At 40.1% G+C, this 25418-nt stretch carries 23 protein-coding genes; 1 reads left to right on the top strand and 22 read right to left on the bottom strand.

All coding sequences use genetic code 11. The annotated features are described in order from the left end of the window. Positions 1 to 105: 105 nt before the first annotated feature. The 13 genes from OO184_RS00210 to OO184_RS00150 all read right to left on the bottom strand — a co-directional run bounded on the left by OO184_RS00210 (position 106) and on the right by OO184_RS00150 (position 15912). Positions 106 to 543 carry a hypothetical protein gene (locus OO184_RS00210; RefSeq protein WP_265377484.1) on the bottom strand — a complete coding sequence of 146 codons (438 nt, stop codon included), beginning with the start codon at positions 541 to 543 and terminating at the stop codon, positions 106 to 108. Positions 544 to 1583: 1040 nt separating this feature from the next. Further along, a complete protein-coding gene (locus OO184_RS00205; protein ID WP_265377483.1) occupies positions 1584 to 2189 on the bottom strand; it encodes an FMN-binding negative transcriptional regulator in 606 nt (201 codons plus the stop codon). 164 nt (positions 2190 to 2353) lie between these two features. Continuing rightward, on the bottom strand, positions 2354 to 3664 hold the full coding sequence (locus OO184_RS00200) for a SidA/IucD/PvdA family monooxygenase (protein WP_265377482.1): 1311 nt from the start codon (positions 3662 to 3664) through the stop codon (positions 2354 to 2356). Between the two features lie 24 nt (positions 3665 to 3688). Continuing rightward, positions 3689 to 5044, bottom strand: coding sequence for a diaminobutyrate--2-oxoglutarate transaminase family protein (locus OO184_RS00195; RefSeq protein WP_265377481.1), 1356 nt, complete (start codon positions 5042 to 5044; stop codon positions 3689 to 3691). A gap of 25 nt (positions 5045 to 5069) precedes the next feature. Beyond that, the gene (locus OO184_RS00190) at positions 5070 to 6110 is read right to left on the bottom strand and encodes an aromatic ring-hydroxylating dioxygenase subunit alpha (protein ID WP_265377480.1); all 1041 of its coding nucleotides are present in this window, start codon (positions 6108 to 6110) and stop codon (positions 5070 to 5072) included. Between the two features lie 158 nt (positions 6111 to 6268). Then, positions 6269 to 7810: a 4-hydroxyphenylacetate 3-hydroxylase family protein gene (locus OO184_RS00185; RefSeq protein WP_265377479.1), complete on the bottom strand. Its 1542-nt coding sequence runs from the start codon at positions 7808 to 7810 to the stop codon at positions 6269 to 6271. A gap of 156 nt (positions 7811 to 7966) precedes the next feature. After that, positions 7967 to 8713 carry a sulfite exporter TauE/SafE family protein gene (locus tag OO184_RS00180; protein ID WP_265377478.1) on the bottom strand — a complete coding sequence of 249 codons (747 nt, stop codon included), beginning with the start codon at positions 8711 to 8713 and terminating at the stop codon, positions 7967 to 7969. A gap of 42 nt (positions 8714 to 8755) precedes the next feature. Further along, entirely contained in the window at positions 8756 to 9820 is a 1065-nt protein-coding gene (gene zapE, locus OO184_RS00175) for a cell division protein ZapE (protein ID WP_265377477.1), read from the bottom strand. Positions 9821 to 10315: 495 nt separating this feature from the next. Further along, the gene (locus tag OO184_RS00170) at positions 10316 to 10771 is read right to left on the bottom strand and encodes a hypothetical protein (protein WP_265377476.1); all 456 of its coding nucleotides are present in this window, start codon (positions 10769 to 10771) and stop codon (positions 10316 to 10318) included. Positions 10772 to 11223: 452 nt separating this feature from the next. Next, a complete protein-coding gene (locus tag OO184_RS00165; protein WP_265377475.1) occupies positions 11224 to 12507 on the bottom strand; it encodes an efflux RND transporter periplasmic adaptor subunit in 1284 nt (427 codons plus the stop codon). Beyond that, positions 12491 to 13969 (bottom strand): TolC family protein, encoded by a 1479-nt coding sequence (locus OO184_RS00160; protein WP_265377474.1) that lies wholly within the window; start codon positions 13967 to 13969, stop codon positions 12491 to 12493. The genes OO184_RS00165 and OO184_RS00160 overlap by 17 nt, the downstream gene beginning before the upstream one ends. After that, complete coding sequence (locus OO184_RS00155) at positions 13962 to 15167, bottom strand: ABC transporter permease (protein ID WP_265377648.1); 1206 nt, start codon at positions 15165 to 15167, stop codon at positions 13962 to 13964. The genes OO184_RS00160 and OO184_RS00155 overlap by 8 nt, the downstream gene beginning before the upstream one ends. Before the next feature lies 1 nt (position 15168). Continuing rightward, positions 15169 to 15912 carry an ABC transporter ATP-binding protein gene (locus OO184_RS00150; protein WP_265377473.1) on the bottom strand — a complete coding sequence of 248 codons (744 nt, stop codon included), beginning with the start codon at positions 15910 to 15912 and terminating at the stop codon, positions 15169 to 15171. Between the two features lie 316 nt (positions 15913 to 16228). Between OO184_RS00150 and OO184_RS00145 the strand changes: the two genes are divergently transcribed. Continuing rightward, entirely contained in the window at positions 16229 to 16645 is a 417-nt protein-coding gene (locus OO184_RS00145) for a flagellar protein FlhE (RefSeq protein ID WP_265377472.1), read from the top strand. Between the two features lie 274 nt (positions 16646 to 16919). On the opposite strand, the gene OO184_RS00140 is transcribed toward OO184_RS00145, so the two are convergent. From OO184_RS00140 to arnA, 9 genes are all read right to left on the bottom strand, one after another. After that, on the bottom strand, positions 16920 to 17435 hold the full coding sequence (locus OO184_RS00140; RefSeq protein WP_265377471.1) for a GNAT family N-acetyltransferase: 516 nt from the start codon (positions 17433 to 17435) through the stop codon (positions 16920 to 16922). Then, entirely contained in the window at positions 17419 to 17712 is a 294-nt protein-coding gene (locus OO184_RS00135; protein WP_118986169.1) for a type II toxin-antitoxin system TacA family antitoxin, read from the bottom strand. Before OO184_RS00135 ends, OO184_RS00140 begins: the two co-directional genes overlap by 17 nt. Before the next feature lie 176 nt (positions 17713 to 17888). Further along, a complete protein-coding gene (locus OO184_RS00130) occupies positions 17889 to 18818 on the bottom strand; it encodes a sialate O-acetylesterase (RefSeq protein WP_265377470.1) in 930 nt (309 codons plus the stop codon). Between the two features lie 749 nt (positions 18819 to 19567). Continuing rightward, positions 19568 to 20053, bottom strand: a complete 486-nt coding sequence (locus OO184_RS00125) for a C40 family peptidase (RefSeq protein WP_265377469.1) — start codon at positions 20051 to 20053, stop codon at positions 19568 to 19570. A gap of 105 nt (positions 20054 to 20158) precedes the next feature. Next, positions 20159 to 20539 carry a 4-amino-4-deoxy-L-arabinose-phosphoundecaprenol flippase subunit ArnF gene (gene arnF / locus OO184_RS00120; protein ID WP_265377468.1) on the bottom strand — a complete coding sequence of 127 codons (381 nt, stop codon included), beginning with the start codon at positions 20537 to 20539 and terminating at the stop codon, positions 20159 to 20161. After that, positions 20536 to 20877: a 4-amino-4-deoxy-L-arabinose-phosphoundecaprenol flippase subunit ArnE gene (gene arnE / locus OO184_RS00115; RefSeq protein WP_265377467.1), complete on the bottom strand. Its 342-nt coding sequence runs from the start codon at positions 20875 to 20877 to the stop codon at positions 20536 to 20538. The genes arnF and arnE overlap by 4 nt, the downstream gene beginning before the upstream one ends. After that, a complete protein-coding gene (arnT, locus tag OO184_RS00110) occupies positions 20874 to 22535 on the bottom strand; it encodes a lipid IV(A) 4-amino-4-deoxy-L-arabinosyltransferase (protein ID WP_265377466.1) in 1662 nt (553 codons plus the stop codon). Before arnT ends, arnE begins: the two co-directional genes overlap by 4 nt. A 7-nt stretch (positions 22536 to 22542) precedes the next feature. Next, positions 22543 to 23436 carry a 4-deoxy-4-formamido-L-arabinose-phosphoundecaprenol deformylase gene (gene arnD, locus OO184_RS00105; protein WP_265377465.1) on the bottom strand — a complete coding sequence of 298 codons (894 nt, stop codon included), beginning with the start codon at positions 23434 to 23436 and terminating at the stop codon, positions 22543 to 22545. Continuing rightward, complete coding sequence (gene arnA, locus OO184_RS00100; RefSeq protein ID WP_265377464.1) at positions 23436 to 25418, bottom strand: bifunctional UDP-4-amino-4-deoxy-L-arabinose formyltransferase/UDP-glucuronic acid oxidase ArnA; 1983 nt, start codon at positions 25416 to 25418, stop codon at positions 23436 to 23438. Before arnA ends, arnD begins: the two co-directional genes overlap by 1 nt.

Here is a 25418-nt window from a genome sequence, read left to right as displayed (position 1 = left end):
TAATTTAATGGGACAAACTTTTAATACCTTTAACGTAAATAATAACGAATAATATTTTCTATAGGAATCCTCACTCCGATCATTCCTAATTTTTACCATCCTTTATCATTCCCAAGTTCCACTACCTGTTCCGCCTCCCTTATCTCCACCTTCCTTGCCACCGCCACCTCCTTTATCTCCACCTTCCTTGCCACCACCACCTCCTTTATCTCCGCCTTCCTTGCCACCACCACCTCCTTTATCCTCCTTAATTAATACACCGTTGATATATCCATGTTTATTATATTCATATCCGGTAGTTCTAATAGTGACTTTCTTTGAATTAAGGTGTGCGAGAATCAAAGCTATTAAACTACCACTCCCTTGATAACCACCAGCAGAGTTATCCAAAAGAAAATCCCGTGAAGCACCTTTGTCATCAACAATGATTACATGAACATTGTCTCTGGCTATTTCTGGAGCAATTTGAATCGAGGATACAGTTACATCAGAAATCGTCACATTAGGGGCAACTATATTATTAGAATTTTTTTGATCAATCATAATATATTATTCCTTATAAGATTAAATTCACATCAAATTATAAATATAGAAATTTATATTACACCAAAAAACTCAACTAATTTATTGACATCCATATTCAACCACCATAATCCATAAACTTATAAAAAATAAAAACACCTTACAACTTTAAAAGTAGTGTAGAACCAATAATGCGTCAATGAAAGACCAAAGAAAATAAAAATCAAAAAAACTAAGCATTCAATATTAATTTATAATAACAAATTAAATTACGGTATACTTTTTTATTTTTAACCTAGCGCTACATCATTCATATATTGTGTTATCTACGTTAAACATATAACAGATAAAAATCTTGCTAATAATAGTAGCTAGTAATTATATAATCAACAGAAAATTCAAGATGAAAAATATAACGGACAGGTAATTAAAAATTCAAACAATCATCACAACAGTGTGAGATTATCCTATGCATATATTTAACTGAATATCAGTTCATTACAAACAATAGATAACGAGGGAACTCTGTTTCGTACTAAAATCCGATCAGACATTAAAAATCACGATAGCCAATTGAATAACAGCCAATACATCAGTAAAAATAATAAAAGACAAGATGAGCCAGATATCTTTAATAAAATAATCTGGCTCATTACTGACTACTTCATAGTAAACTCAACTGACCATGCGTAGGCCGAAAAACTAGTAGAAGTGATAGCTACATGACAAACAGCTCCCCTACTCGGCATTGCTCCCTTATTCAACTTTAGAACTTTAGTATGTATTCACAAAAGTGGTCATAAATTCACTGGCATTAAACCCTATCTTATAATGATAGCGCTTTTTGCAAAGCACTACCGTTTAAATATATTGTATAGGCATGATAATACTCATTGTTATTAATATACCCGTCATCTTTCAAGTTGCCTCTTTGTTGGCTGCACTCACTCACCCCAGCCACATAGTTATCTATGCTCCTGGGGATTCGCTCCATTGCCGTCTTGATGCATCTTGAAATCCATTAGGTATATATTATTTATTCTTTTTTCATAAAAATAATTCTAACCATCAATTAAACTTTTAATTAATAAATCAAACTCCGATGGATTATTATCTAGCAGCCACTGCATAGCCGACTCATGATCAACGAATGGTTTATCCTGAGATAATTTAAAACGACCTTCAATGTATTTCGGTACAACTTTCAGCCCCAAAATTCCAGGTAAATTCTTAACTATACGAGGATCTTCATTATTTGGTCGGAAAGAATCTTTGCTAGTAGCCAAACGTTCACTCGTTTCTAGCAAAATATTTAAATTCGTTGAAGATTCTACGATGACATCAATACTGGCATCCATATGTACTGCCGTATAATTCCACGTAGGCAACTGCCTATTGCTATAAGCTTCAGGAGGAATATAACTGGATGGCCCCATGAATACAATATGAGCTTCAAATGAAACGAGATCATTAACCATAGGATTACGACGATCTGTATGCCCGAATAACATCTTATCAACACATTGGAATAAAGGAATATGGCTGGTAATGAAACCATTGCTCATGTAACGCGTTACTAATGCCAGAGGATATGCATCAATAAATCTCCCTAATAACTCTACATTTTTGCAAATGAATTCATGATAATGGAACGGAAAAGTTTTCATAATATTGATTATCCTTTTAATTATTTTATAAATTTCAAATTCTATTTAAATACTATTTTCACTCTTAATTCCTGATAATAATAATACAATCCACTTTAAGGCTATATATTTTACTCGCAATAGACAGTTCAACCATTTCTAGCACAAAATGTTAGGCTTATTTCTTATACCCATCTGGTTAGAGATAAATGTTGGCTTAACGAATCGACAATTGTTTTAGAACGCAATGCAAGCAAGCTAAATGAACCAGCATCACCCATACCATGAGTCGATTCACACAATCCATTTAAATAAACAGGGGTAAAATCTCCCTTTGTCAAATATCGCACCCTGTAATCTCTTCCTATAGACAATATATCTCTCTGATTGGTCAGTAATTTCTTAATAGGTAATAATAATTTAGGACAAAGCTCCTGGCGTTCTCCGATGCCTAAATCAATGAATCCAGTAGCAAGCACAACTAAATCAAAACACTCTTCAAATTCATTGCTATTAATAAAGTTTCGACTTTTTAGCAGTATACCGTTTGAAATACTCTGGCAATCAACTATTTCATTGCAAGTTAATATCTGCATTGAATTTTGATGCGACAGTTTATTTTCATACTGTTTAATATACAGTTGATTCAAAACATCAATATCTGCCGACGAATAATTCGTATGTACCAATTCTCGACGAAGGCGAGCTTTATTCTCCGGCGTAGCTTCATAGAATGTATCGACAAACTCAGGGAAATAAACCTCATCAGAGAAAGGACTCGTATCTTTCTGCCGAAATCCAAAATTCCGGGTGATTCCAACGAGTCTTTTGATATCATTTTGGGTACTCGCATGTAATAGAATTTCTACTGCGCTTTGACTGCCGCCAATAACCGCAACGCTTAAAGAATTACTGTATTTCTTGGCCTGATCTAATGAAGGCAAATAATGGTTAAGATGAACAACACGCGCATCTTTCAATTGATTAAAAGGTTCAGGTATGAAAGGAGTACGGCCAGGAGCAAGGACAATACTTCTCGCTCTATAGATATCTCCTTTAACGGTATTGACACGATAATGATCTATATATTCATTTTGGCTATCCAGAACAGGCAAAATCTCTGTCGCCTCACAATCGTAATCAACCTGATCATTGAAAAAATTCGCCACCCAACTTATATATTGTGCATATTCTAAACGCAAAGGATAATGCAATGGTAAATTAAAGTGTTGATATAATCGCCCAGTTTCATAAAGGAAATTGGTGAACGAATAATGACTTTTGGGATTTCTTGGCGTAACCAAATCACGCAACGGATGATTTTGAATATCCGATCCTGGCAACATCATTCCTGGCTGCCAACATGCTCTTTGCTGACGTTCAATAAACCGGACTGAAAAATGCGGGGCTAATTCCTCTAAAGCAATAGACAAAGCAATATTAGCAGGCCCAAATCCTATACCCAGAATATCATAAATTGATGAAGAGTTTTTCATAATCTCTCCTTAAATTATTTTGCTTCACGATGGCTGATAATTATAGTTTGAGCAAGCAATAGAAAATGCGCTTCTTAAACGTTCTACAATATTGTTTACGTCTTGAGGAGTAATGATCAAAGGAGGTAACATCCTCAAAACAGCACTTTGCCGTCCTCCACTCTCGATAATTAAACCTGCATCAAAACAACACTTTTTTACCATTTGAGCTAATTTTCCATTAGCTAGAGGATGCCCAAGCGCATCTGGAGGAGAATCTAAATCAATCAATTCTAAACCCAACATGAGCCCCCGACCACGAACATCACCAATAACAGGATAATCATCTTGTAATTCAAGCAATCTATTTTTTAGGAGATTACCTGTATAGTTAATCTGATCGAGAAGATTTTCTCGCTGGATGAAATCTAAGGTAGCAGCGCCACTGACTAAAGCAATCTGATTACCCCGAAATGTACCGGCATGTGCACCCGGCAACCACTGATCATATATGTCTCGATAGAGAAGCACTGCAAGCGGATATCCTCCCCCTATCGCTTTAGAAAGAACAATCGCATCAGGCGTAATATCAGCAAATTCATAAGCAAACATATCACCCGTGCGCCCAATTCCTGTCTGTACTTCGTCAATAACCAGCGGAACATCATGTCGCGCCGTTATTTCCCGAATCTGATGTAACCAATTAGCACTCACCGGAATACAACCACCTTCACCCTGAATAACCTCAACCAGCACCATTGCGGGTTTGGTTATGCCACTTTCTGGATCACTAAGGAGATTTTCCAGGCTTACAAGACTCAAGCGCTCCGTTTCACTGACACTGGTAGTTGCACCAAAGGGGCTACGAAAAGTATATGGATAAGGTAGAAACTGAACTTCAGCAGAGAGCCCTGTCACAAATCTCTTTGGTGTCAAATTACCCATCAAAGAAAGCGCACCATGAGTCATACCGTGGTAAGCCCCCTGAAATACAATAATAGAACGCCTCCCGGTGGCTGTTTTAAATAATTTTAACGCTGCTTCTATCGCATCAGCCCCCGTTGGACCACAAAATTGTATTTTTGCCTGACGAGCAAAGCTTTGAGGCAATATTTGATAAAGCTGTTCAACAAAGTTAATTTTCGCAGGGGTTGCTATATCCAAAGCCTGCTGTAATTGACCAGATTCCAAAAACTCAATAATTTTTTGCTTTACAAAAGGATGATTATGTCCAAGTGGTAAAGCGCCGGCACAAGCTAAACAGTCAATATATTCTTTATTTTCACTGTCATATACATAAGACAATTTCCCTTTACTTAATACCCTGTCTATATTTCGCGAATAAGTACGCGCATTAGATTCGCGATCGACAAGTCGATATAATCTAAAATCATTATTCATTTTAATACCTTTTTTAAATAGAAAATTAAAAATGAGATTCTTTTGTTTCTGAGAGAATGACTTCACGTGCTTTAAGCCCTAATATTTTTAACCATCGTCGATATTCCAACCCCATTCGATCACTACTGAGATGCATTTCTTGCCGAGGGTCAAGCGGCAATCTTGCTGGTCGTTGAGATTCAACAATAATTCTGTCTTGTTCAAATACAGTATCTTGTCTGGAAAGTATCTGCTCTAATGTGAGGTCATGACCAAAATTAATTGCAACAATCAACCATATAATACATTCATCTTCATCAACCGGGGTCGCATTGAAGAAAGTACAAAAACGCTCAACATCCCCTGTCTTTTTCTCAAAATAAGCAGTAGTAGGATTGAGTACTGAGTAGCAATAATGTGCAGTAACCGGTATTCCCCGATGGTCACCATAAGGTTGAAATACGCTAATTTCAGAAGAGTGGAGCCCACGATCATCTTGATTAACAGTATATTTCTTTATCTCCTCTGGAGCATCAGGCAAACCATTAAGATTGGCATGAACAAAAGGAAAATGCGAGGCATCTATAAAGTTTTCCAATGACCTTAACGCATTAGCTTTATAATAATAAGGACCGGCAACCACTTTCCTGAAATTGGACTTATCCCATTCAGGGAAGAAAGGAATAGGACGCAATGGTTCTAACAGGCTGACCCATATAAAGCCATATTTTTCTTCTGCATAGTGACGGAAAATCAATCTTTTTGACGAAGGTGGAATATTATTCGGATGCGCAGGTGTAAAAGTACAATTCCCTTTAGCGTCATATCGCCATCCATGATATGGGCACTCAATATTCCCATTTTTAATACAACCTAATGATAGTTTAGCGCCCCGATGTCCACAATAATCTTTCCATGCATGGATTTTATTCTCACTATCTCGCCAAAGCACCAATTCTTCACCTAATAAACGAATCGCTTTTGGTCGATTATTTTTAACCTCCTTAGAATCTGCAACAACATGCCATTGATTATTTAAAGCACAATAATCAAGTTCCTCTCTATTCCATTTTCCTGAATACAGCATCGTAACCCTCCATTATTAATATATACCCGTTATCTTTCAAGTTGCCTCTTTGTTGGATTCACTCCCTTTCCGCCGCAATGCATCTTGAAACCCATAGGGTATAATAGGACTTTAAATAGTGTAATAATGCTGATAAAAATACGATTTAAATAATATGTCTATAATGTTTTTATATTATTAGGATCAATATTATTAGGATCAAAGTGCCAACCGTTATCCACCCAACCATTCAAATCATAGTCAGATAAACATTGATTCACTAAATCATTACATTGATCCATTATTCCAGTAGCTTCACAATGTTTCAGCATATCAAGACGAATTTGCTCATGATTACCAGCATAATTATGTTCATATAGTTCATGACGCCCGGCGAACTCACTCCCTAATGCATCCCAAAGAAGTTTAATGAGTTTCTGGCGTTCAATAGCGGATTGGTCAGTACCCTGATAATAGCAATCAATCAGTGGTCTAACCTCCGTATTTTCAATATCCAACCAACTTGAAACTTGCATAATAGGCGAGCCTCCTAAGATCGTGTTGAATATAGGTTTTAACTGTGACATGACTTGAGTGCTGAAATATCTCACCGTTGTGGCTGCATCCAATTTAGGTATCACAGAACCATCGTCTCTTTTTTCAGGATTTTGACAAAGGTTTTCTGTTAACGACCACATTAGGTTACGTATAGCAACAATATCAGCCAAATGGCTCCTGACTCCTCTAAATTGATCTGAACCATTGGATTTCAAAACATTAGCAAACAGCCCACATATCAGATCCATTTTAACGGCCAATCTTGTACCTGACTGCAAAGGGTAACGATTAAGAAAACCAGATACCGAATAGAAATTTCGTGCTCTCTCTATATCTCGATAAATCAATACATTTTCCCACGGAACGAAAACATCATTGAAAATCAAGACGGAATCATTTTCGTCAAAACGACTCGATAAAGGATTATCAAATGGGCTTAATGCCGCCAGTTCATAAGATTTTCTACATATTATTTTTAGATTAGGAGAATTCATTGGGACTATAAGACACAGAGCAAAATCCTCTTCCCTGCCCTTCTCATAATGAGTAGCACTGTTTTGTGCAACAAAGGTAGCATTTGAAATTGCCGCACTAGTCGCAACCATTTTTACCCCTTTGACAATGATTCCCGCGTCAGTTTCTTTTTCGACATGCAAATAAATATCTCGCATATCTGAAACATTCTTAGCCCTGCCAACAGGGGGATTAACTAATACATGGTTAAGAAATAGTACTTTCCGAGCACTTTTACGATACCAAGATAGAGCGTTATCACTAAACGAACCATATATTTCAGGAGTCGAACGCAACGTAGCCGTAAACCCGGCTTTATAATCTGGTGTTCTTCCCATAAATCCATAGGTTAATTTTGCCCAATGTGCTATGGCATCTCGTGCTTTTAATAAATCCTTAGCAGACTTGGACGGCATGAAATACCGATGCGTTCGATAGCCATCAGGATCAATATCAGTTAGTATCTCCTGAGAATCTGAATTATGTAACGCATCATAGAGTCTAGATATCGAATAAGCACTATTGCGGAATGCCTGATGCATCGTAACATTACGCACTTTTTTCCCATATATTAATACATCACGCCCATCATCTAAGCTATCGAGATACTCTTCACCGGTCATCATTTCATTTTTATAGACACTTGCCATACTATTTCCTTATATATCCGTTATCTTTCAAGTTGCCTCTTTGTTGGCTGAGCTCACTCACCCCGGTCACATAGTTAGCTATGCTCCCGGGGATTCTCTCCCTTGCCGTCGCGACGCATCTTGAAATCTATAGGGTATAACTCTTGATCTGGAATATTAATAAAAATATTTAATTATTAACATCACACCAGAAACTAATACTACAATATTAACCAGCTTCAAAAATTGCTCACGCGACATTCTCAACGTAATATACCGACCAAATGTGATACCAACTAACATGCCAGGAGCAAGTACCAATACCAACAAAATCAAATCAGTATCGAAATATACGCCAGCCAAACCAAAAATTATTACTCGAGTTAACGTACTGAGACCAATAAGTGTGGTTTGAGTGATACGCATAGCCTCTTTATTTTCAATCCGTCCGCTTAGATAAATTGCATATAGAAAACCACCGCTACCAAATAATGCACTGAATACTCCACCAATTAATCCGAAAGGGAACGAAGCAGTAGATGAAAAATTCCGATTTGGCTTTAAGCCACTCAAAGAGTAGACAGAATACAGAACAACAAATACACCTAAGGCAAGCAAGAGTATTTCAGGTTTAGTTTTAAGTAATATCGCCGCGCCAATAAGGCTACCGAAAATCATCAATGGAACAAGGCGTTTTAATTCCTTCCAATCGGCTTTACGTCCGTCACGACTAACATTAACGATCGCGGCAAACATATCTAGTAATGCCAGCAAGGGAACAATTTTAGCCACAGGAATATATAACGCTAGTACTGGGCTTGCAATTAAAGCCGTACCAAAACCAGCAATTCCAAATATAATGTAAGCAATCAACAGAGCACCGACTATTACGGCATAATTTGAGTAAGTTAAAGCATCCAACATTTTTTTCTTAACCTATCTTATGAGTAGTTAATTAGATCATATTCACACTATAGAAAAGCCCAAACCATATTGTTTCAATTGACTAAGACGGCTGCGTGTACGCGAAATATCTGCCAGTTCAACACCATCAAACATTTTATCATCCAGTGGGTGACAACCGATCAAAAAGAGCTGACAGCGTTGGTCATAAAGCACATCGACCACATTAATAAAACGTTGTTGAGCGGCGCTAGAAACCTGACCTAATTCAGGAACATCCTCAATAATCCAGCACTGATAACGTTCACTTAAAGTAAGGTAGTCCATTACCGCTGTCGGACTGATGCACAGATCCTGGAAAGTCAAATGAATTGTACCATTGGCAGCAGATAACACAGACAACATGCGATAGCCAACTTTTATATTTATAGTAGACATAAGATGTTCTGGCAAAGACAGCTTAATACGTTGCTCTTTATTCCCAGGCCAAACATAAGCACCTTGGCAAAAAGGATCGACATCATTGCCAACCAGACATCGATAATCAATATCTCCCTCCATCGAAACTATCTTCATATTCTTTTCAATAAGTTGAATAGCAGGTAAAAACCGCTCATGATAAAGGGGGTTTGCCAGTAAATCATTAGGAGGATAATTTGAAGTTGTTATTAAGACTATACCACGCTGAAAGATAAAATTTAAAAGCCGGCTAATAAGCATTGCGTCTCCAATATCATGCAGATGAAATTCATCGAAACACAATAATCGGCAGTTTTGTAGCTGAGTATGTAAAGTTGCTTCCATTGTATCCTTCTTTCCTATTTGAAGGTTCATTAATTGATGAAGTTCACGAAAGAAATGGTGGAAATGGACTCTACGTTTATTTTTTATAGGCACAGCCTCGAAAAAAGCATCTAATATAAAACTTTTCCCTCTTCCTACCGGGCCCCAAACATAAATCCCCTTTACATAGGAACGTTTAAACCAAGAGCGACTAAGCATCGTATTAATTAAACACACCATATTTTCGACGACAGATATTTGATATTTATCAAGCGTGTATTTATACAATTGGGCTTTTTTTTGAATGGCTTGTTGTAATTCTATGCCCTTCGCTCGCTTTTCCATATATACCCGTTATCTTTCAAGTTGCCTCTTTGTTGGCTGCACTCACTCACCCCGGTCACATCGTTAGCTATGCTCCCGGGGATTCGCTCCCTTGCCGCCGCGATGCATCTTGATATCTATAGAGTATACAAACCAGCCCCGTAGTGTTTAATTTGTTAAAAATAAAAACTAATAAAATAGTAGTCCATTCTTAGAAGATTCTCCCCTAAAATAAATAAACACCCAAAAAGGGAACTACACAATACCCTAAAGTTGTTTTTATGATTTTTATGATTTCTATCACATATGTATCACATAGGAATAATAATGTCATACCACTATGTTCTTTGACACATTTTTCAATAAATTCACAGGCTTTTGATAATAGTAACAAGTTCTTTTTAAGAATCTGATTATCATCAATTATGCAGCGGGAAAATTAATTAACTGAGAAATAAACCAAGTGAAAAACATGATGAGCCAGATATATCTCATAAGGTATCTGGCTCGCCTCTGCTACTTCATAGTAAATTCAACTGACCATGCGTAGGTCGCAATATTAGTAGAGGTGATAGTTGCATTACAAACAGCGCCTCCACTCGGCGTTGCTCCTTTATTCCATTTTGGAATTTTAACGCCATTAACATATGCGTTCACAAAAGTGGTCATAAATTCGCAAGTTTTAGCCCCTATTTTATATCGCACCATCGCATAGTTTACATCAGGTGAAAGCGGGCTTTGAACCTGATAAATATCGACTCCTCCCGGCCCTACGCTTGGACTAGGTTTAGGTGTTGCATTGACATAGGTACCGGATTCATTATTAGAAATGATGGTGTAAACAGCATCCTCGCTACCAAACGCACCAAGATGTTTAAATGTCACTGTTACAGGCGGGCCTGCATAAGCAATACCTGCGGCAGTTAAGGAAGCAGTTGCAAACAGGGCCAACAACGATTTATGTACTAACATGTTAGATACTCTCCTTTATGTTGTTTCTACCCGTTATCTTTCAAGATGCATCTTGAAAGATAACGGGTATATAGAATGGCTTACTGCGTTTCAATACAACTTTCTTTTCTATAATTTATTTTTACGTACAATATATGCTCAACCTCATAAAGTAAATTTCCACTTTATGTCTCTATAATATAGACCACTTTTTTGCAGAATTTATTTAAATAGCGCACATTAGTAAAGTTTAAGCATTTTTTGAAATGGATGGGGAAGCCCTTCATGTTCACATTTTGATTGACAACTATGGTCGAGATCTTACTTTGCTGTAACGCAAAGGCGGTAACGAAAGATCATCAATTGCAGATTCAAAAATTTAAATATTGTGGCAAATGAACTTCCAATATATAAATTTTCACAATCAGATATTCCACCCAAATTATATTATCTGCTCAATGAGGTTGAATGAATTATTTCTGCACAAGAACTTCAACATAGCCTGCCTCCAACCCGCTCACCTCTACACCTTGAGGAACAGCATGCCCCGGCGTCACCATAATTTGCTGTGTTTGTGCGTTTAATTCACGGCGATAGTTGACGAAAGTTCGTCCATCAGGGCCGGTACGTAATGCCTCGGCGGGCACGGCCAATCCACGTTCATTGCGATACGTGACAATAGCCAGTTTCGCACTCATATTCAGCCGAATGCGCTGCCGCTGTTCAGGAGCAAGAGGATCAATCGCCACTAGCAGATCGTAGGTTACACCCGCTCCTTGCATTTCCTTTGAATTCCCCTGTACGCCAATTGTCTTAATTTTCCCCCGTAGAGATAGCCCGGCAAAACCGTCACCGGTGATCTCAACCGGCATTCCTTCATACACTTGATGAAGGTCGGCCTCTTCAATACGGGCTACCGCCTGGATTTGTTCTAAATTGATTATTCCTAACAGAGGTGTTCCCTGTGTGACACGTGTCCCCTTTTGAATAAATAACCCTTTATCTGATTCCGGTACCTGGGGACGAATAACAATGCCATCAAAAGGAGAAATTAATTCACGTTGGGCTTGCTGGGCCTGAAGCGCCTGATAACGCGATTGAGCATTCGCTAATTCCATATCAGCAATCTGGCGATTCTCCCCTGTGCCTTTATCGAGGGCAACACTCAGATCCACCTTAGCAGCGGCAAGATCAAGCTGTTGAACTTTGACCTGCTGCTCCAATGTATCAACCTCCATGCGGGGAACAATGCCACGCTCGAACAAAGCCCGGGTATCGATTAGCTTGCGTTCGGTATCACTCAAACTTAACTGAGCATTCGTTAAAGTTCTACGTACCCTAGCGACATCAGGACTGTTTTCCCATCCCACCAAATCTTGTACGGTTTTCTGGGCTTTCAACAGTTCAGTAAGCGCCTGCCGCAGTTGAATGTCCAACTGTGTCGTATCAAGGCTTAACAGCGGTTGCCCTCGCTTAACACGCTGGCCCTCAGTTACCATCACTTCGGCAATAACACCATCAAATGGCGCTGCTATTGTCAAACTGGTTGCAGCCTGGATGCGGCCAACTAACCCAAGACGATTTTCCTGTAGTTGCGGTTCAACATGCACCCATCGTTGCGACGATGTCTCAGTTGAGGAAGGAAAGAAAAGATAAGTAATGGCGGTACCAGCGATTAGTGCAATAACAAACGCCGTGAACCAAAGAGTTTTACGTCGAAAACGGGCAAACGCCCTGATTTTAGTCGTTAAGTGCAATATCCCAACTCCCTAACGTGGTACCCAATGTTTCGTCCAACTGTGCTTGTGCATTTAAGTAAGTGATCAACGCATTAAGACGGACATTCTCAGCATTACGCAAATCGGTTTCAAAGCTCAATACCTGAAAGTTACTAGAGCGGCCTACCGTCAATTTCTCACGCTCAATCTCCAGCTTACGCAAAGATAGATCCCTGGCACGCTGAGCGATCTCATATTGACGCCAACGTGTACCAATATCGCGCACCGCATTGCCCACATCGCGTTCTAGTGACTGCTTTGCCTCAGCAAGACGGATGTCTTGGTTCTGAACATCAACCCGCGCCCGCACCTCTGCCTGACGCTGGCTCAAATCGCCAATGGGTATCTCCACCTGAACACCAGCGTAATTTTCCCAATTACGCGAACTGTTTGACCCTGTTCTATCACGTACCTGACTCGCTCCACCAACCAAAGAGACATCCCATAAACGTTCGTTACGGGCAACAGTCAGGTTAATTACAGCCTGCTCCGCAGTAATCAACTGAGTGAGATACGATGGTTGCTGCTCTTGTGCTAAATTCTGCGCCTGAAGCAGGTGAATATCTACACGCTTAGCTTCCAATCTATCAGCAGCTTTTACCTGAGTTTGTAAGTCTAAAGCGAGCAACCGCAGCAATTCTAAACGACTGGTATCCAATTGATTAGCTGCTTCCTCCGCAGATAGTTCCTGCATGGCAACATCAGCCTCCGTCTGGACAATCTCAAAAGCAGCCATTCTGCCTGCGGAGATCATAGCTTTGTTCACTTCCAACAGTTGACGTGAACGTTCAAGAGCATCACGTGCGATTTGTAATTGTTCTTGCGCGCGCAACAATTCACGATAAGCCATAATAATCTGCGTGATAGTCTGGGATACCGTCGCTTTTAGGTTCAAACGATTTGTCTGCTCCATCAATTGCGCGAGACGCACAGGCGCTGTAGCCACATCTTTGCCGGCGCCGCGCAGCAGAGGCTGAATCACTGAAAATGAAACACCATCATTACGGCTACGACCCGCGTTGTCTGCCCATGTCGTCCGATTCGTCCAAGATAAACTGAATCGAGTACCATATTCTCCAAGCAACGTAGATGTGGGTGTAATCTCGCTTTGGCGATAACGATCGCTTTGATTACGGGCAGCGATATAACGGCTATTAATCAGCAATTTTGGCGTAAAGCGATCCTCAGCAACACGTAAATCGAATTTCTGTGCAATCCGATCCAAATAAGCACTGCGAATCGAACGATTATTTCGTAACCCTAAATAGATTGCATCACTGAGTGTCAGACCAATAATTTGCTGATTAAGCGAAATTGTATTCGTTGCCGGCATGGTTGCTTGCGATGGATTCAACTGCTCCGCTAAAACCTGTTTGGCAGATATCGTTATTATCAGGGCAATGATGATGCCAATAGCATGTTGAAAAACTTGGCTAATCATCACGCAGTGCCTCTACAGGTTGTAATTTGGCAGCCGCTAATGCCGGATTGATACCGAAAAACAGGCCGATCACTAATGAACTGGCGATACCCAGAGGCAGAGAGAATAGGGATAACGTAAATACCCAACCCGAAAATTTTACAAATAGGTACCCCGCCGCTACCCCCAATAACGAACCAACCATTGCACCGGCAATTGCCAGAATGGCAGCCTCCAGCATAAAAAGCATACCAATATCGACGGGCCGAGCGCCCAAAGCCATACGAACACCAATTTCACGCCTGCGTTCCGAAACATTCATCAACATGACATTCATCACGCCCACACCTCCCACTAACAACGAAATACCCCCTAACCCCGCGAGCAAATAGGAAAATGTCTTTGCCTGACGCGTCAATCCATCAAGCAATTGTTTCGGGATCTCAACTTCGACGTCACGACCTTTTGATAATGAGACAAGGTAGTCACGTAACGACACCGCGTCACTGTTTAGCGTTGTTGTGTCACGTACTTTGGCAATGACGCTGCCAATTTCTGGCGCAGGCCGCAATCGTCGCATTGCTTCAATGGGCAATATGACGGAATGATCAATCGAGCCGGGGAGTAAAGGGTTTGGCCCCTGAGCAGCGAGAATTCCTATAACTTCAAACAGATATTCCCCAATTTGCAATTGACTACCTATTCGAATTGGTTGATTGGCGACTTTTAATTGTTTGGCAATATCCGCTCCGAGCACCGCATAGGTCGTTTGACGATCATAGTCTGACAGAAAACGCCCCCGCTCAGTCTGTAAATCCAGCACCGCAGCCAGATCAGAGGATGTTCCGGTAATATTCGTATCTATCCCTTGTCCTTGGAAGCGTATGCGGGTTGAGTGTAACGTGATGGGCGCAGCATGTGCGATAGTCGGTATTGTATGAATCAGCGCCTGAGTATCCAGTGTAGATGGCGCGGGTTTGACATCGACACCGGGAATAAAACCAAAATGAGCAACCAAAATATTGCTGCCCATACTTTTAAACGTGCTGATAGCTTCATTAACAGCGTTATGGCCGATGTTTAAAAGTGCAATGACAGAAGCACATCCAACGGCGATACCAAGCAAAGCAAGCAAGGAGCGCCTTCCTAGCAGACGCAAGCTACCCAGTGATTCACGCAGGGCTTGCACGAAGGAAAAACCGTAGCGATCAGAATTCATATTAAGCATCGAGGCTATCCAGCCGCAGATCGGTTTCGGAGAGCCGACCGCCATTAACATAGAGACAACGCTGCATATTTTTGGCTATTGCGTCATCATGTGTAACCATGACGAGCGTAACGCCTTGTTCACGGTTCAGTGACAGAAGAAGCGCCATGATATCGCGAGCCGTGGCACTATCGAGATTACCTGTCGGTTCATCCGCCAGAATCAGAGAAGGCTTGCCGACCAACGCTCTGGCAATAGCGACACGCTGCCGCTGTCCCCCTGAGAGATCTGCCGGACGATGGTGTATACGATCCGCCAAACCAACCAATTCAAGCTGATATTGCGCTTCCTGCCGGGCCAGAGAACGTGAATATCCACGATATAACAATGGCAACGCCACATTATCCAACGCCTGCATTCTGGGAAGTAAATTGAAACTCTGAAACACGAAACCAATTTCCTGATTTCTTATTCTCGCCCGCTTATTAGGAGTGACACTTGTTATATTAACGTCCCTAAACTGAAAATATCCCGAAGTAGGCTGATCCAGTAAACCAAGAATATTAAGTAGAGTACTTTTACCTGAGCCGGAAGCGCCGACAATTGCACAACTTTGCCCGCGCATGATAGTGAATGATATTTCATCAAGCACTGGGTAATATTTTTCCCCCATACGATAAGATCGACAAATATTTTCCATGTAAATCAGGGCTTCCTGACATGGGGAAGTTGTGATTGTCATGTCTGATTTATTCATCGTTTTTGACATCCATTAAACGTATCACTGACTCCACTTGATTGTTTAGCAAGTTTTATATCATGGGAAGATCCTGTTGTAAAAGATTACAGTTTAAGTGAGAAGCAAAAACATCAAACAGCAACAATATATTAGATTTACTTAACATAAATTCAAGTTACCCATTGCATTTTAGGGTTAATCCACCCAAATTACTCCTGCCTACTTTGGCATTGCGTGCAGGCTTTTATAAAAATTCAGAAGATACAGGGCGCGAGATCAAAATGTATATCTAAGCTCTCGCAATAGAGAATTATCAGATATTGGGGTAATGGCTATGAAATTAAAAAAAATATTGGGTATTGGTAGCGCATTATTGTTAACTATGTTCTCACAAACAGCACCTGCGGCAAGTGGCAGCTATCACTCTTCAGTTGTTCTGCCGACAGTGTATTCCAGAAACTTCACAGAAATAGCTTATCTTCCTATCTCCGGATCGCCACCGGCCTCCGGCAGTATTAACAATGTATCTTGGACCTGGAACGTTGTTGGATGGCCTAAAGGACTATCTGTTTATCTTTGCCAAGGAAATACCAACAATTGCCTGGATATATCACGCACTCGAAGAATGTCAACCGCCGCATTCAATAATAGCAGTCCGACGCAGCAATTTTTTTATGCTCTGAGAGTAGCAAATGGTGGAACAGTACCGGTGGCAGGTCAAACCGGAGAAATTACTGTCAGTTGGCAATAATATTTCAATAACTCTCCAAAGATTGCCGCTAATATTATAAGCGGCAATTCTGATTTTCTTTGAATATTGGTATAGCTTGAGAAATATAAATATACCCGTTATCTTTCAAGTTGCCTCTATGAAATAAATACGAGTTTTAATATTACCAGTGCCACTCTTTCAGATTGATTCAGCATGAAATAAAAGCACTGTTAATGAGTATTAAACTCAGACCAAAAATAAAACTCTTCAATTTCTGTATTTGATAGGAATTTATTATTTTTCAATCGAGTACTCATATTAGGGTGCTCCTGACTTCTATACAAATTTTGATGGGTAGCCACATTTCAAGGCGTGAATTATCGTTAGGATCGGCTGGCAAAAATCCATATTGCTGATAAAACGGAATGACCTCTGAGGTCATAGGATCAACAAACAGCCCAATCGCTGAAACTTGCTGTGCGACCAACACTGTCCGATAAATGGCATCAATCAATAGCTGTTCACCTATCCTTTGCCTCTTGTATGAACAATCCACAGCAAGTCGGGCCAATTTTACCGCACTAAGTGGATGAGGATATTTTTTGTAATCCCTGTGGGCAAGCGGAGTTGTCACTGAATATCCGGTAAGTGTGTGATATCCGATAATAGTCATGGGCACGGAATCTCGGCAGGCCACATAAGTTTTTGAAATATGCTTTACGGTTTTCTGCCGAGCTTGCTGTTGTAAAAACTGATTTAATTCACTGACACCGCAATCAAACGCCCTACGATCATGCTGCTGAGTGATTTCTTCAATGATTACGGACATTCACCCTATCCTTATAGTACTCAGCGGCTTTAAGTAGTTTAGAGTTTGCTTTTGGCGGATTTTCCAAAGCTGCCAACAAAGCATCAGCCCCCTCCATCGAAAGATGTAAGGTTTCAGTCCGTTCAATTACGTTACGCGCTTTCTCCATTGCTGATTCAATAAGAAACTGTGAAAGTGTTGCGCCGGAGTAATCAGCCGCCCTTTGTATGATCTCTTGAATCTCTGAGGAGGCTCTTGCAACTAAACGGGTCTCTTTGCGTTCTGTATTAGTAGCCATAATTTCACCTACACTTTTAGTCTATATAAACATGGTGCCATTATGGCATACAAAATAGGCGTTTATCAATATGTATGCCAAAAAGGCACACATGAGCACCTAAGAATGTATTATTTTCTGCCTGATAACAGATGACAGCCTAAGCCGCCATCTTGATATCTCTTAGATAATTAATCCTATGGTAGTTCAACCCCTTTATAACCGGATAAAATCAATTCCCATTCCTGTTGGGCAAACCATGTCTGGGTTTTACCATCATAATGAATACTATCAGGCAGAAAGACACCAAACTCAGTCGCCTTTCCGGTATAGTCAGGAGAATTCCGTGCATCAATCAATGTTCGGTATTGGGGATCATCAGCGATAACGTTATTGATTGCCTCAAGCACATAGCTGGTGTTAATGGGATCAACCACAACCGAAAGCGGATAATACAATCTCCACGGTATACTGCGAGAATCCAAAGCATCATTGATACCCGTAATAATGCGGGTAAAATTCTTCTCTGATGCCTGTGCCGCCAATAAACTTCCGGCTTCTGATTCCCATTGGTTCCAATGGACAGCCAAAATGCGAGGATTTTTGCCTAGCTTACGCAATGATTCGACCGTCATGCGCAAGGTTCTGATCGCACGGGGATAAAGTGATTCCACATCGCTGGGATCACGCTCAGGCGCCCAACGGTTATCCGGCAAATTATCCAGATATATACCCTGACCACCCCAACCCATCAAAATGACATAAAGATCAGGCAAATTAAGCGCATTACCTTGATTTATATGGTCTTGCCAGAGTTTAGCAAAACGGTTGGCAGCATTAACTGAGTGATCTTGATTGCCACTAGGTGAACCGACAGGAGCGCCAATATTGGCATTCCCAAAGCTAGTCAGCCCTGTCCAGTTAATTGCAGGAAAGTCAACACTGTAAACTTCTGACAGAGATAATGTGAATACGTTTTTTAAACCTTGGGTAATTTCTTCATCTGGCGGTAATTGTGTTCCATGACCATAACTATTTGATTGTCCAAGTATGATAAATAGCGGCGCATCATTAGGCGCCCACTGAGAATATTTTATTTCAGGAGAATAAGATTGTTTATCTATCATCAGTTTTCCTCTTAAGATAATTTAAGTTATTAGGTCTATTCTCTTCACCAAAATATAATTGTTTTTTTGCAGATAAAAATTATTTATTTAATCAATCATATTTATAGCGCGCTAATGTAAAACTGTTTTAAATATTAATTTTTTACTCTAAGAAATATAAACCCAATATCTTTTTCATAGGTAAATTATTTATATTTCACAATGTATTTTTCTTTGAAGAAAATATGCTTAAATATAGCAACTGACCTACCCATCACGAAAAATACACCTATTAGTCTAATCGAGCAAATAAAAATATAAACCATAAAAACAAATCGACTTAATAAATAATATTTAAGTTCTTTATCATGAAAACAAATAAAAATATTTTTTTATTGCATCTCGTATTGATTATATTTTATTTATGAAAATAAAACTTATTGAAAATATGTAAAGAATATATTACTACATTTAAAAATATAGTTATATACCCGTTATCTTTCAAGCTGCCTCTTTGTTGGCTGCACTCACTCACCTCGGTCACATAGTTCTCTATACTCCCAGGGATTCGCTCCCTTGCCGTCGCGATGCAACTCGAAATCTATTAGGTATAGATAATAAACCTGTAATCAAAAAATTCATTTAAAAAAGAAATAACGTATCACTACAAATTCCAATAGCGCCACATTATAAATAACAAAATAATACTAAAATAATACTAAAATAATACTAAAATAAATATTTTAACCAATTCGTTGGTAAAAGTGGATCTAAATTCTGCGAGCTTGCCAAAAAGCTTTTTTCCAGTAAACATTATTCATAGATGAACGAGTAACGCCTTTATGGGTCGATGCATGAATAAACTGATTATTAGCATCATAAATGCCAACATGTAATCCATGTTCGCCGCTACCTGTTCTGAAAAAGACCAAATCACCCGGCATTAAATCGCTTTTATCAATGCGGGCCCCTAATTTTATTTGCCCACCGGTAGTACGAGGTAATTGAATATCAAACCGGTCACTGAAAGTGCGGTAAACAAAACCAGAACAATCTACCCCCCGATGATCCATTCCACCATAATGATAAGGTGTACCACGCCATTGATTAAGCTGATCCTTAAGCTGAGCAATTACCATGATTGGATCAGAAAGCGCCGTTTTTAACGCCGGAGCCGGAATCCTGGGGGCGTGACTGGAACAGCCAATAAGTAACAGACTGAGCAACAAGAGCAACTCTTTTGTTCTGATTATCATTACCCCCTCCTCATAAGATCAGCAAAATAAGCTAACTCTATCCGGCACTCAATAAAAAAACAAGGCTGCATTTTAAGTAAAACAGCTAAATATTTATTTTATTCTTCACTCTGGGCGGCTAATCAACCAGACGCCACACAAAATGAAAATCACACCCGCAGTTTTCAATAATGTGATAGTTTCATTAAACCAAGGCAACAAAGCCGCTATTAAATAGACAAAGACATAACTTAAGCTGATTAACGGATAAGCTTTATTTAAAGGTAAATATTTTAGCGTAAATAACCAACATAGCATAGATAACAGATATCCAGCCAAACCAGCCATGACCATCACCAAAGAATGGCGATGACTCCATAGCCACTCAATATCAAACCAATGCAAATCCAGATTCAATGCTGGCAAATTGACAACACCCCATTTCAGTAATAACTGGGCTATTGTCACCAGTAATACGCTAACTAATCCCCAAATATAACCTTTCATTCATTCAAACTCATTAGCAAAATACCCAACATGATAAACGCAACCCCACTCCAATGTTTTCTGCCTGCCTGCTCCTGATAGAAAAACTTACCCGCCAAAGTGACCATAATAAAATTCACACTCAGCATCGGATAAGCAATTCCCAATGGCAATATTTGCAACAAACGAAGCCACAATAACATACCAACAGCCAGCAGAATCACCGCCCCCACCAGCCATTTCAATACAGATGCCCGCCGATAAACATTACGCTGCCAACATATCACCGCTTGTTTCTGACATAACTGACCAGCACATGTCAACAAGCTAACCAGCAACAATAAAGCGAAACTCATCATGGTTGTTTCTCATAAACCAAAATAGCAAAGCGATAATTGCGATTAATATGATCTGCTTTTGGCAAATCAGGTAATTTTTCATTTTTATATAAATGAAAGAGCACTGACACCCGCCCTTCTTTACGCGCTTTCGCCAACCATTGCGGAAAATCTTGATAGCTGATATATCGATATTGGCTATCTGGATAATTCAATCCATATTCCAGCTCTCCCCAACGTTCAAATATATAAATATCACTACGTTTCATCTCCCAAGCGACACTCGTCGCAAGACCAACACTTTCCGATAGAATATAGCGGCTGTCTGCCAGTTCCTGATGATGTAACTTAATAAAATGCTGCGGTAATTTGGAATTAACGGTATTCTCAGGCAAAGCATGACCTATCACTAAACTGACAACAATGGAACAAAATGCCGCCCATAACCAATATTTCCCATTCAGCGCAAAACACAGATAACCAATAATGCCCCAAATGCCAAAAGCAACAATCGCTAAAACCCATTTAAACCATTCTGATGGCTGATATAAAGAATGTTTTGTTACTGCCTCCATAGCAAATAGAACCATTACCGCCAGCAAACCAAGAAATACGTTAACCATTCCATTGATTTTTAGTAATTTCATCTTGCCATCTCTTACACAATCGACACCTAATTTAGCCATCATCATTGCCAATGGCGCCATACAGGGCAGGATATAAGTTGGTAATTTCCCCTTCGCAATACTGAAAAATAACAATGGCACGACAAACCAGCAAAGCAGAAAAAACATTTCAGGATTGGATTTTCTTTCTTTCCAACTTTTCATCACCGCCCCAGGTAATAATCCCAACCACGGGATCACACCAAAAATCAAAATGGGGATGTAATACCAGAACGGCGCAATATGCTGTGCATCATCGGAAGAAAAACGTTTAATATGTTCCACCCAGAAGAAATAGTGCCAATAGTCAGGCTCACGTAGGGCAATCGCAATTACCCACGGTAAACTAATTGCTATCGCCGAAATAATAGCAAGTGGGCCAAAGTAGACCATTTGCAGGACCCGCTTCTGATAAATGACAATGGGCAGCATCGCAATGACCGGAACAGCCAATGCCAGAAACCCTTTGGTCATAAAACCCATACCGCAGCACAAACCAAGCGCCAAATATGCCATTATCCGTTGTTTGATACCGTCTGTTTTTAGCGCCCAGAAGCTACACAACATGGCAGCCGTTATCCACAAAGAAAACATCGGATCGAGTACGCTATAAGTACCAATGGCAAATACCAGAAACATTGAGATGTAGATAAGGCTAGTGGCAAAAGCAATATGCCGGTTATGCCACATCATCATAGCAAGTCGATATAATAAAATTGCGCTGATAAAAATACAGAAAACTGATCCAAAACGGACTGCAAAATTATTATCGCCAAAAATCCATTGGCTAATATTATTAATCCAATAGCCTGCTACCGGTTTTTCAAAATAACGAATATCCAGCAAATACGGAACAATCCAATCTCCTCGTTGCAGCATTTCTCGACTAATTTCTGCATAACGAGTTTCATCAGGCTGCCATAGCAGACGGCCATTAAGGGGTAATAAATAAGTAAGGACAAAAAAAAGAGCCATTAAAAAAGCCCCTACTTTACACGCCCGGTTATTTAACATATATAAGTTAAACCTCTTGTTGGCATCCTAACCATCCTTCTCTGCCGGGAAATTCAGAACGAATAATTCTCCCGACAGGAAGTTGCTGTATATTTTCAGGCAGCAGATGACTCAATGCACAAAATTGTATGTTTTCCTGATGAACCATCTCCAACAGCGTTGCAAATTCTGTGGACTTGGACATCCCTTCAACTTCCGTATGGATGGTATATACCGGAACTCCCTGGCTGTTTTTCATCTTATCAAGGATAAACTGGTTAAAATCTTCATCTTTAACCTGAATGCCTATTACTTCGTCATAAGTTGGCAACGTCACCGGAATTTGCACAGCACCAAGAGTACCATCAGGCAAAATGGGCCTGAATGGATGAGTTCCCCGACAATCGCTGTTGTAATCAAAACCAAATTGTTGCTTTACCGCGAGTACGCGTTCATCCGCTCGCCAACCAGCAACAGCCGAACAAGTTACCCGTTGGCCAATTGCCTGTACCAATGCATCCACCCCCAGTTTAACCTGCTCTGTTAACTGAGTTTCAGACCAACGGCCGACTTTTGCCTGCCAACGCTGATGATCCCAAGCATGCAGACCCACTTCATGGCCTGCATCCCGCGTTTGCTTCATCAAGTAGCCTAAATCCTTAGCAATCTTCTTACCCGGCCATGCAGTCCCCGCCAGTAAAATGTCAAGACCATACAGAGACGCTGCATTTGACCTCAACATTTTCCATAAGAATTTCGGCCGTAAAAGACGCCACAAATGGCGCCCCATATTATCCGGCCCAACACTAAAGAAAAAACTGGCCTGAATCTGATGTTTTGCCAACATTTTGAGCAATTGCGGTACCCCTTCAACGGTTCCTCGATAGGTATCCACATCAACTCTCAAGCCAACTTGTTTCATTAATTTTTCCTTAATTCTTCCACCGCGCCACGTAAGAAGAAATCCAGTGTTTCGTTGATCGTCTGTTTCATGTCAATGGTGGGTTTCCAATCTAATAACCGCTCCGCATTTTTAATACTTGGCTTACGGTGTTCAACATCCTGATAACCTTTGCCGTAGTAACTGCCGCTCTCAATCTTTTTAAATCCAGCAAACGGCGGAAAATAATCTCTCAATTCATGGTTTTCAAAGCTATCTAGTAATGTTTCCGCCAATTGGCGAATACTGGCTTCATTAGTTGGATTGCCAATATTGATAATTTGACCGTCACATAATCCATCCCGGTTTTCAATAATACGAAACAGCGCTTCAATACCATCATTAATATCAGTAAAGCAGCGTTTCTGTTCACCACCATCGACCAGTTTAATCGGGGACCCTTCAACCAAGTTCAATATTAATTGTGTGATCGCTCTGGAACTGCCAATACGTGCAGAGTTCAAATTATCCAAACGTGGACCCATCCAGTTAAATGGACGAAATAGGGTGAATTTGAGCCCTTCTTTCTCGCCATATGCCCAGATAACACGATCTAACAATTGCTTGGATACAGAATAAATCCAACGCTGTTTATTGATTGGACCAACAATCAGACGAGAGTCATCTTCATCAAATTCTTTATCATCGCACATTCCATAAACTTCTGATGTGGATGGGAAAATAATGCGTTTATTGTATTTAACGCAATAACGGACAATCTTTAGATTTTCTTCAAAATCCAATTCAAATACACGCAACGGATTACGGGTATATTCAATTGGAGTCGCAATGGCAACCAATGGTAAAACAACATCACACTTTTTAATGTGATATTCGATCCATTCAGTATGGATATTGACATCACCTTCGATGAAGTGAAAACGCGGATTACCAATAAAACGTTCAATGGCGGAAGAACCAATATCCATACCATAAATATCATAGTTGCCATCACGTAATAGACGTTCTGTCAAATGATTACCGATAAAGCCATTTACACCGAGAATTAATACACGCTTCCGGTGGCTAATTTGAGCAGTTGCCTTTGAACCAACACGTACATCAGTCACAATGCTCATATCGACTGCCAAGCGGCGACCCTGAACATACAAACCCGATTCACTTTGCCCATTGATAATTTCTAATGCGCCTTTTCCACAGGCAATAATTAACGGATCTACCGATAATACCGTTCCTGGCTGTTTATCATGAGTCTCATTTAATGGGGAGGCGCGCCAGATAGTAATCTTACGCTCACCCAAGAAAGTAAATGCCCCTGGATATGGCTCAGTCACTGCCCTGACAAGATTGTTAATTTCAGTAGCTGATCTGTTCCAGTCAATCTCACCATCCGCAGCAGTACGACGGCCAAAGTAAGTTGCCTGACTTTCATTTTGAGGTATGGCTGGATAAGTTCCCGCTTTAATCTGGGGTAATACTTGATCAAGCAGTTTTTCCGCTGCTTCACGCATTTTACCGTGCAACGTTAACGCAGTATCTGTTTCTGCAATAGCAACCTTGTGTTGAGCAATAATATCCCCAGCATCAGGTTTCAACACCATTTTATGCAAGGTTACACCCGTTTCCACTTCACCATTTAAAATCGCCCAGTTAATCGGGGCACGACCACGGTATTTTGGTAACAGTGAACCATGCAGATTAAATGCGCCTGTGCTCGACAGCGATAAAATATCTTCGCTTAACATATCTCGGTAATAAAAAGAGAAAATCACATCAGGTTTCAGTTCCCGAATACGTTCAATCCAAAGTGGATGGTTAACATTCTCTGGCGCAAAAACCGGCAGCGCTAAATCTGCACTTAAACGGGCAACAGAAGAGAAAAAATGGTTTTCATTAGGATCATCTGTATGGGTAAATACCGCCTGAATATCAAAACCAGCTTTAGTTAAAGCATTGATCCCAATACAGCCGATATCATGGTAGGCAAATACAATTGCTTTCAT

This window comes from Photorhabdus aballayi, assembly GCF_026153155.1.
GTDB lineage: Bacteria > Pseudomonadota > Gammaproteobacteria > Enterobacterales > Enterobacteriaceae > Photorhabdus > Photorhabdus luminescens.
The sequence above is the reverse complement of the archived record's forward strand: the minus strand, read 5'-3'. Positions and strand labels throughout refer to the sequence as shown.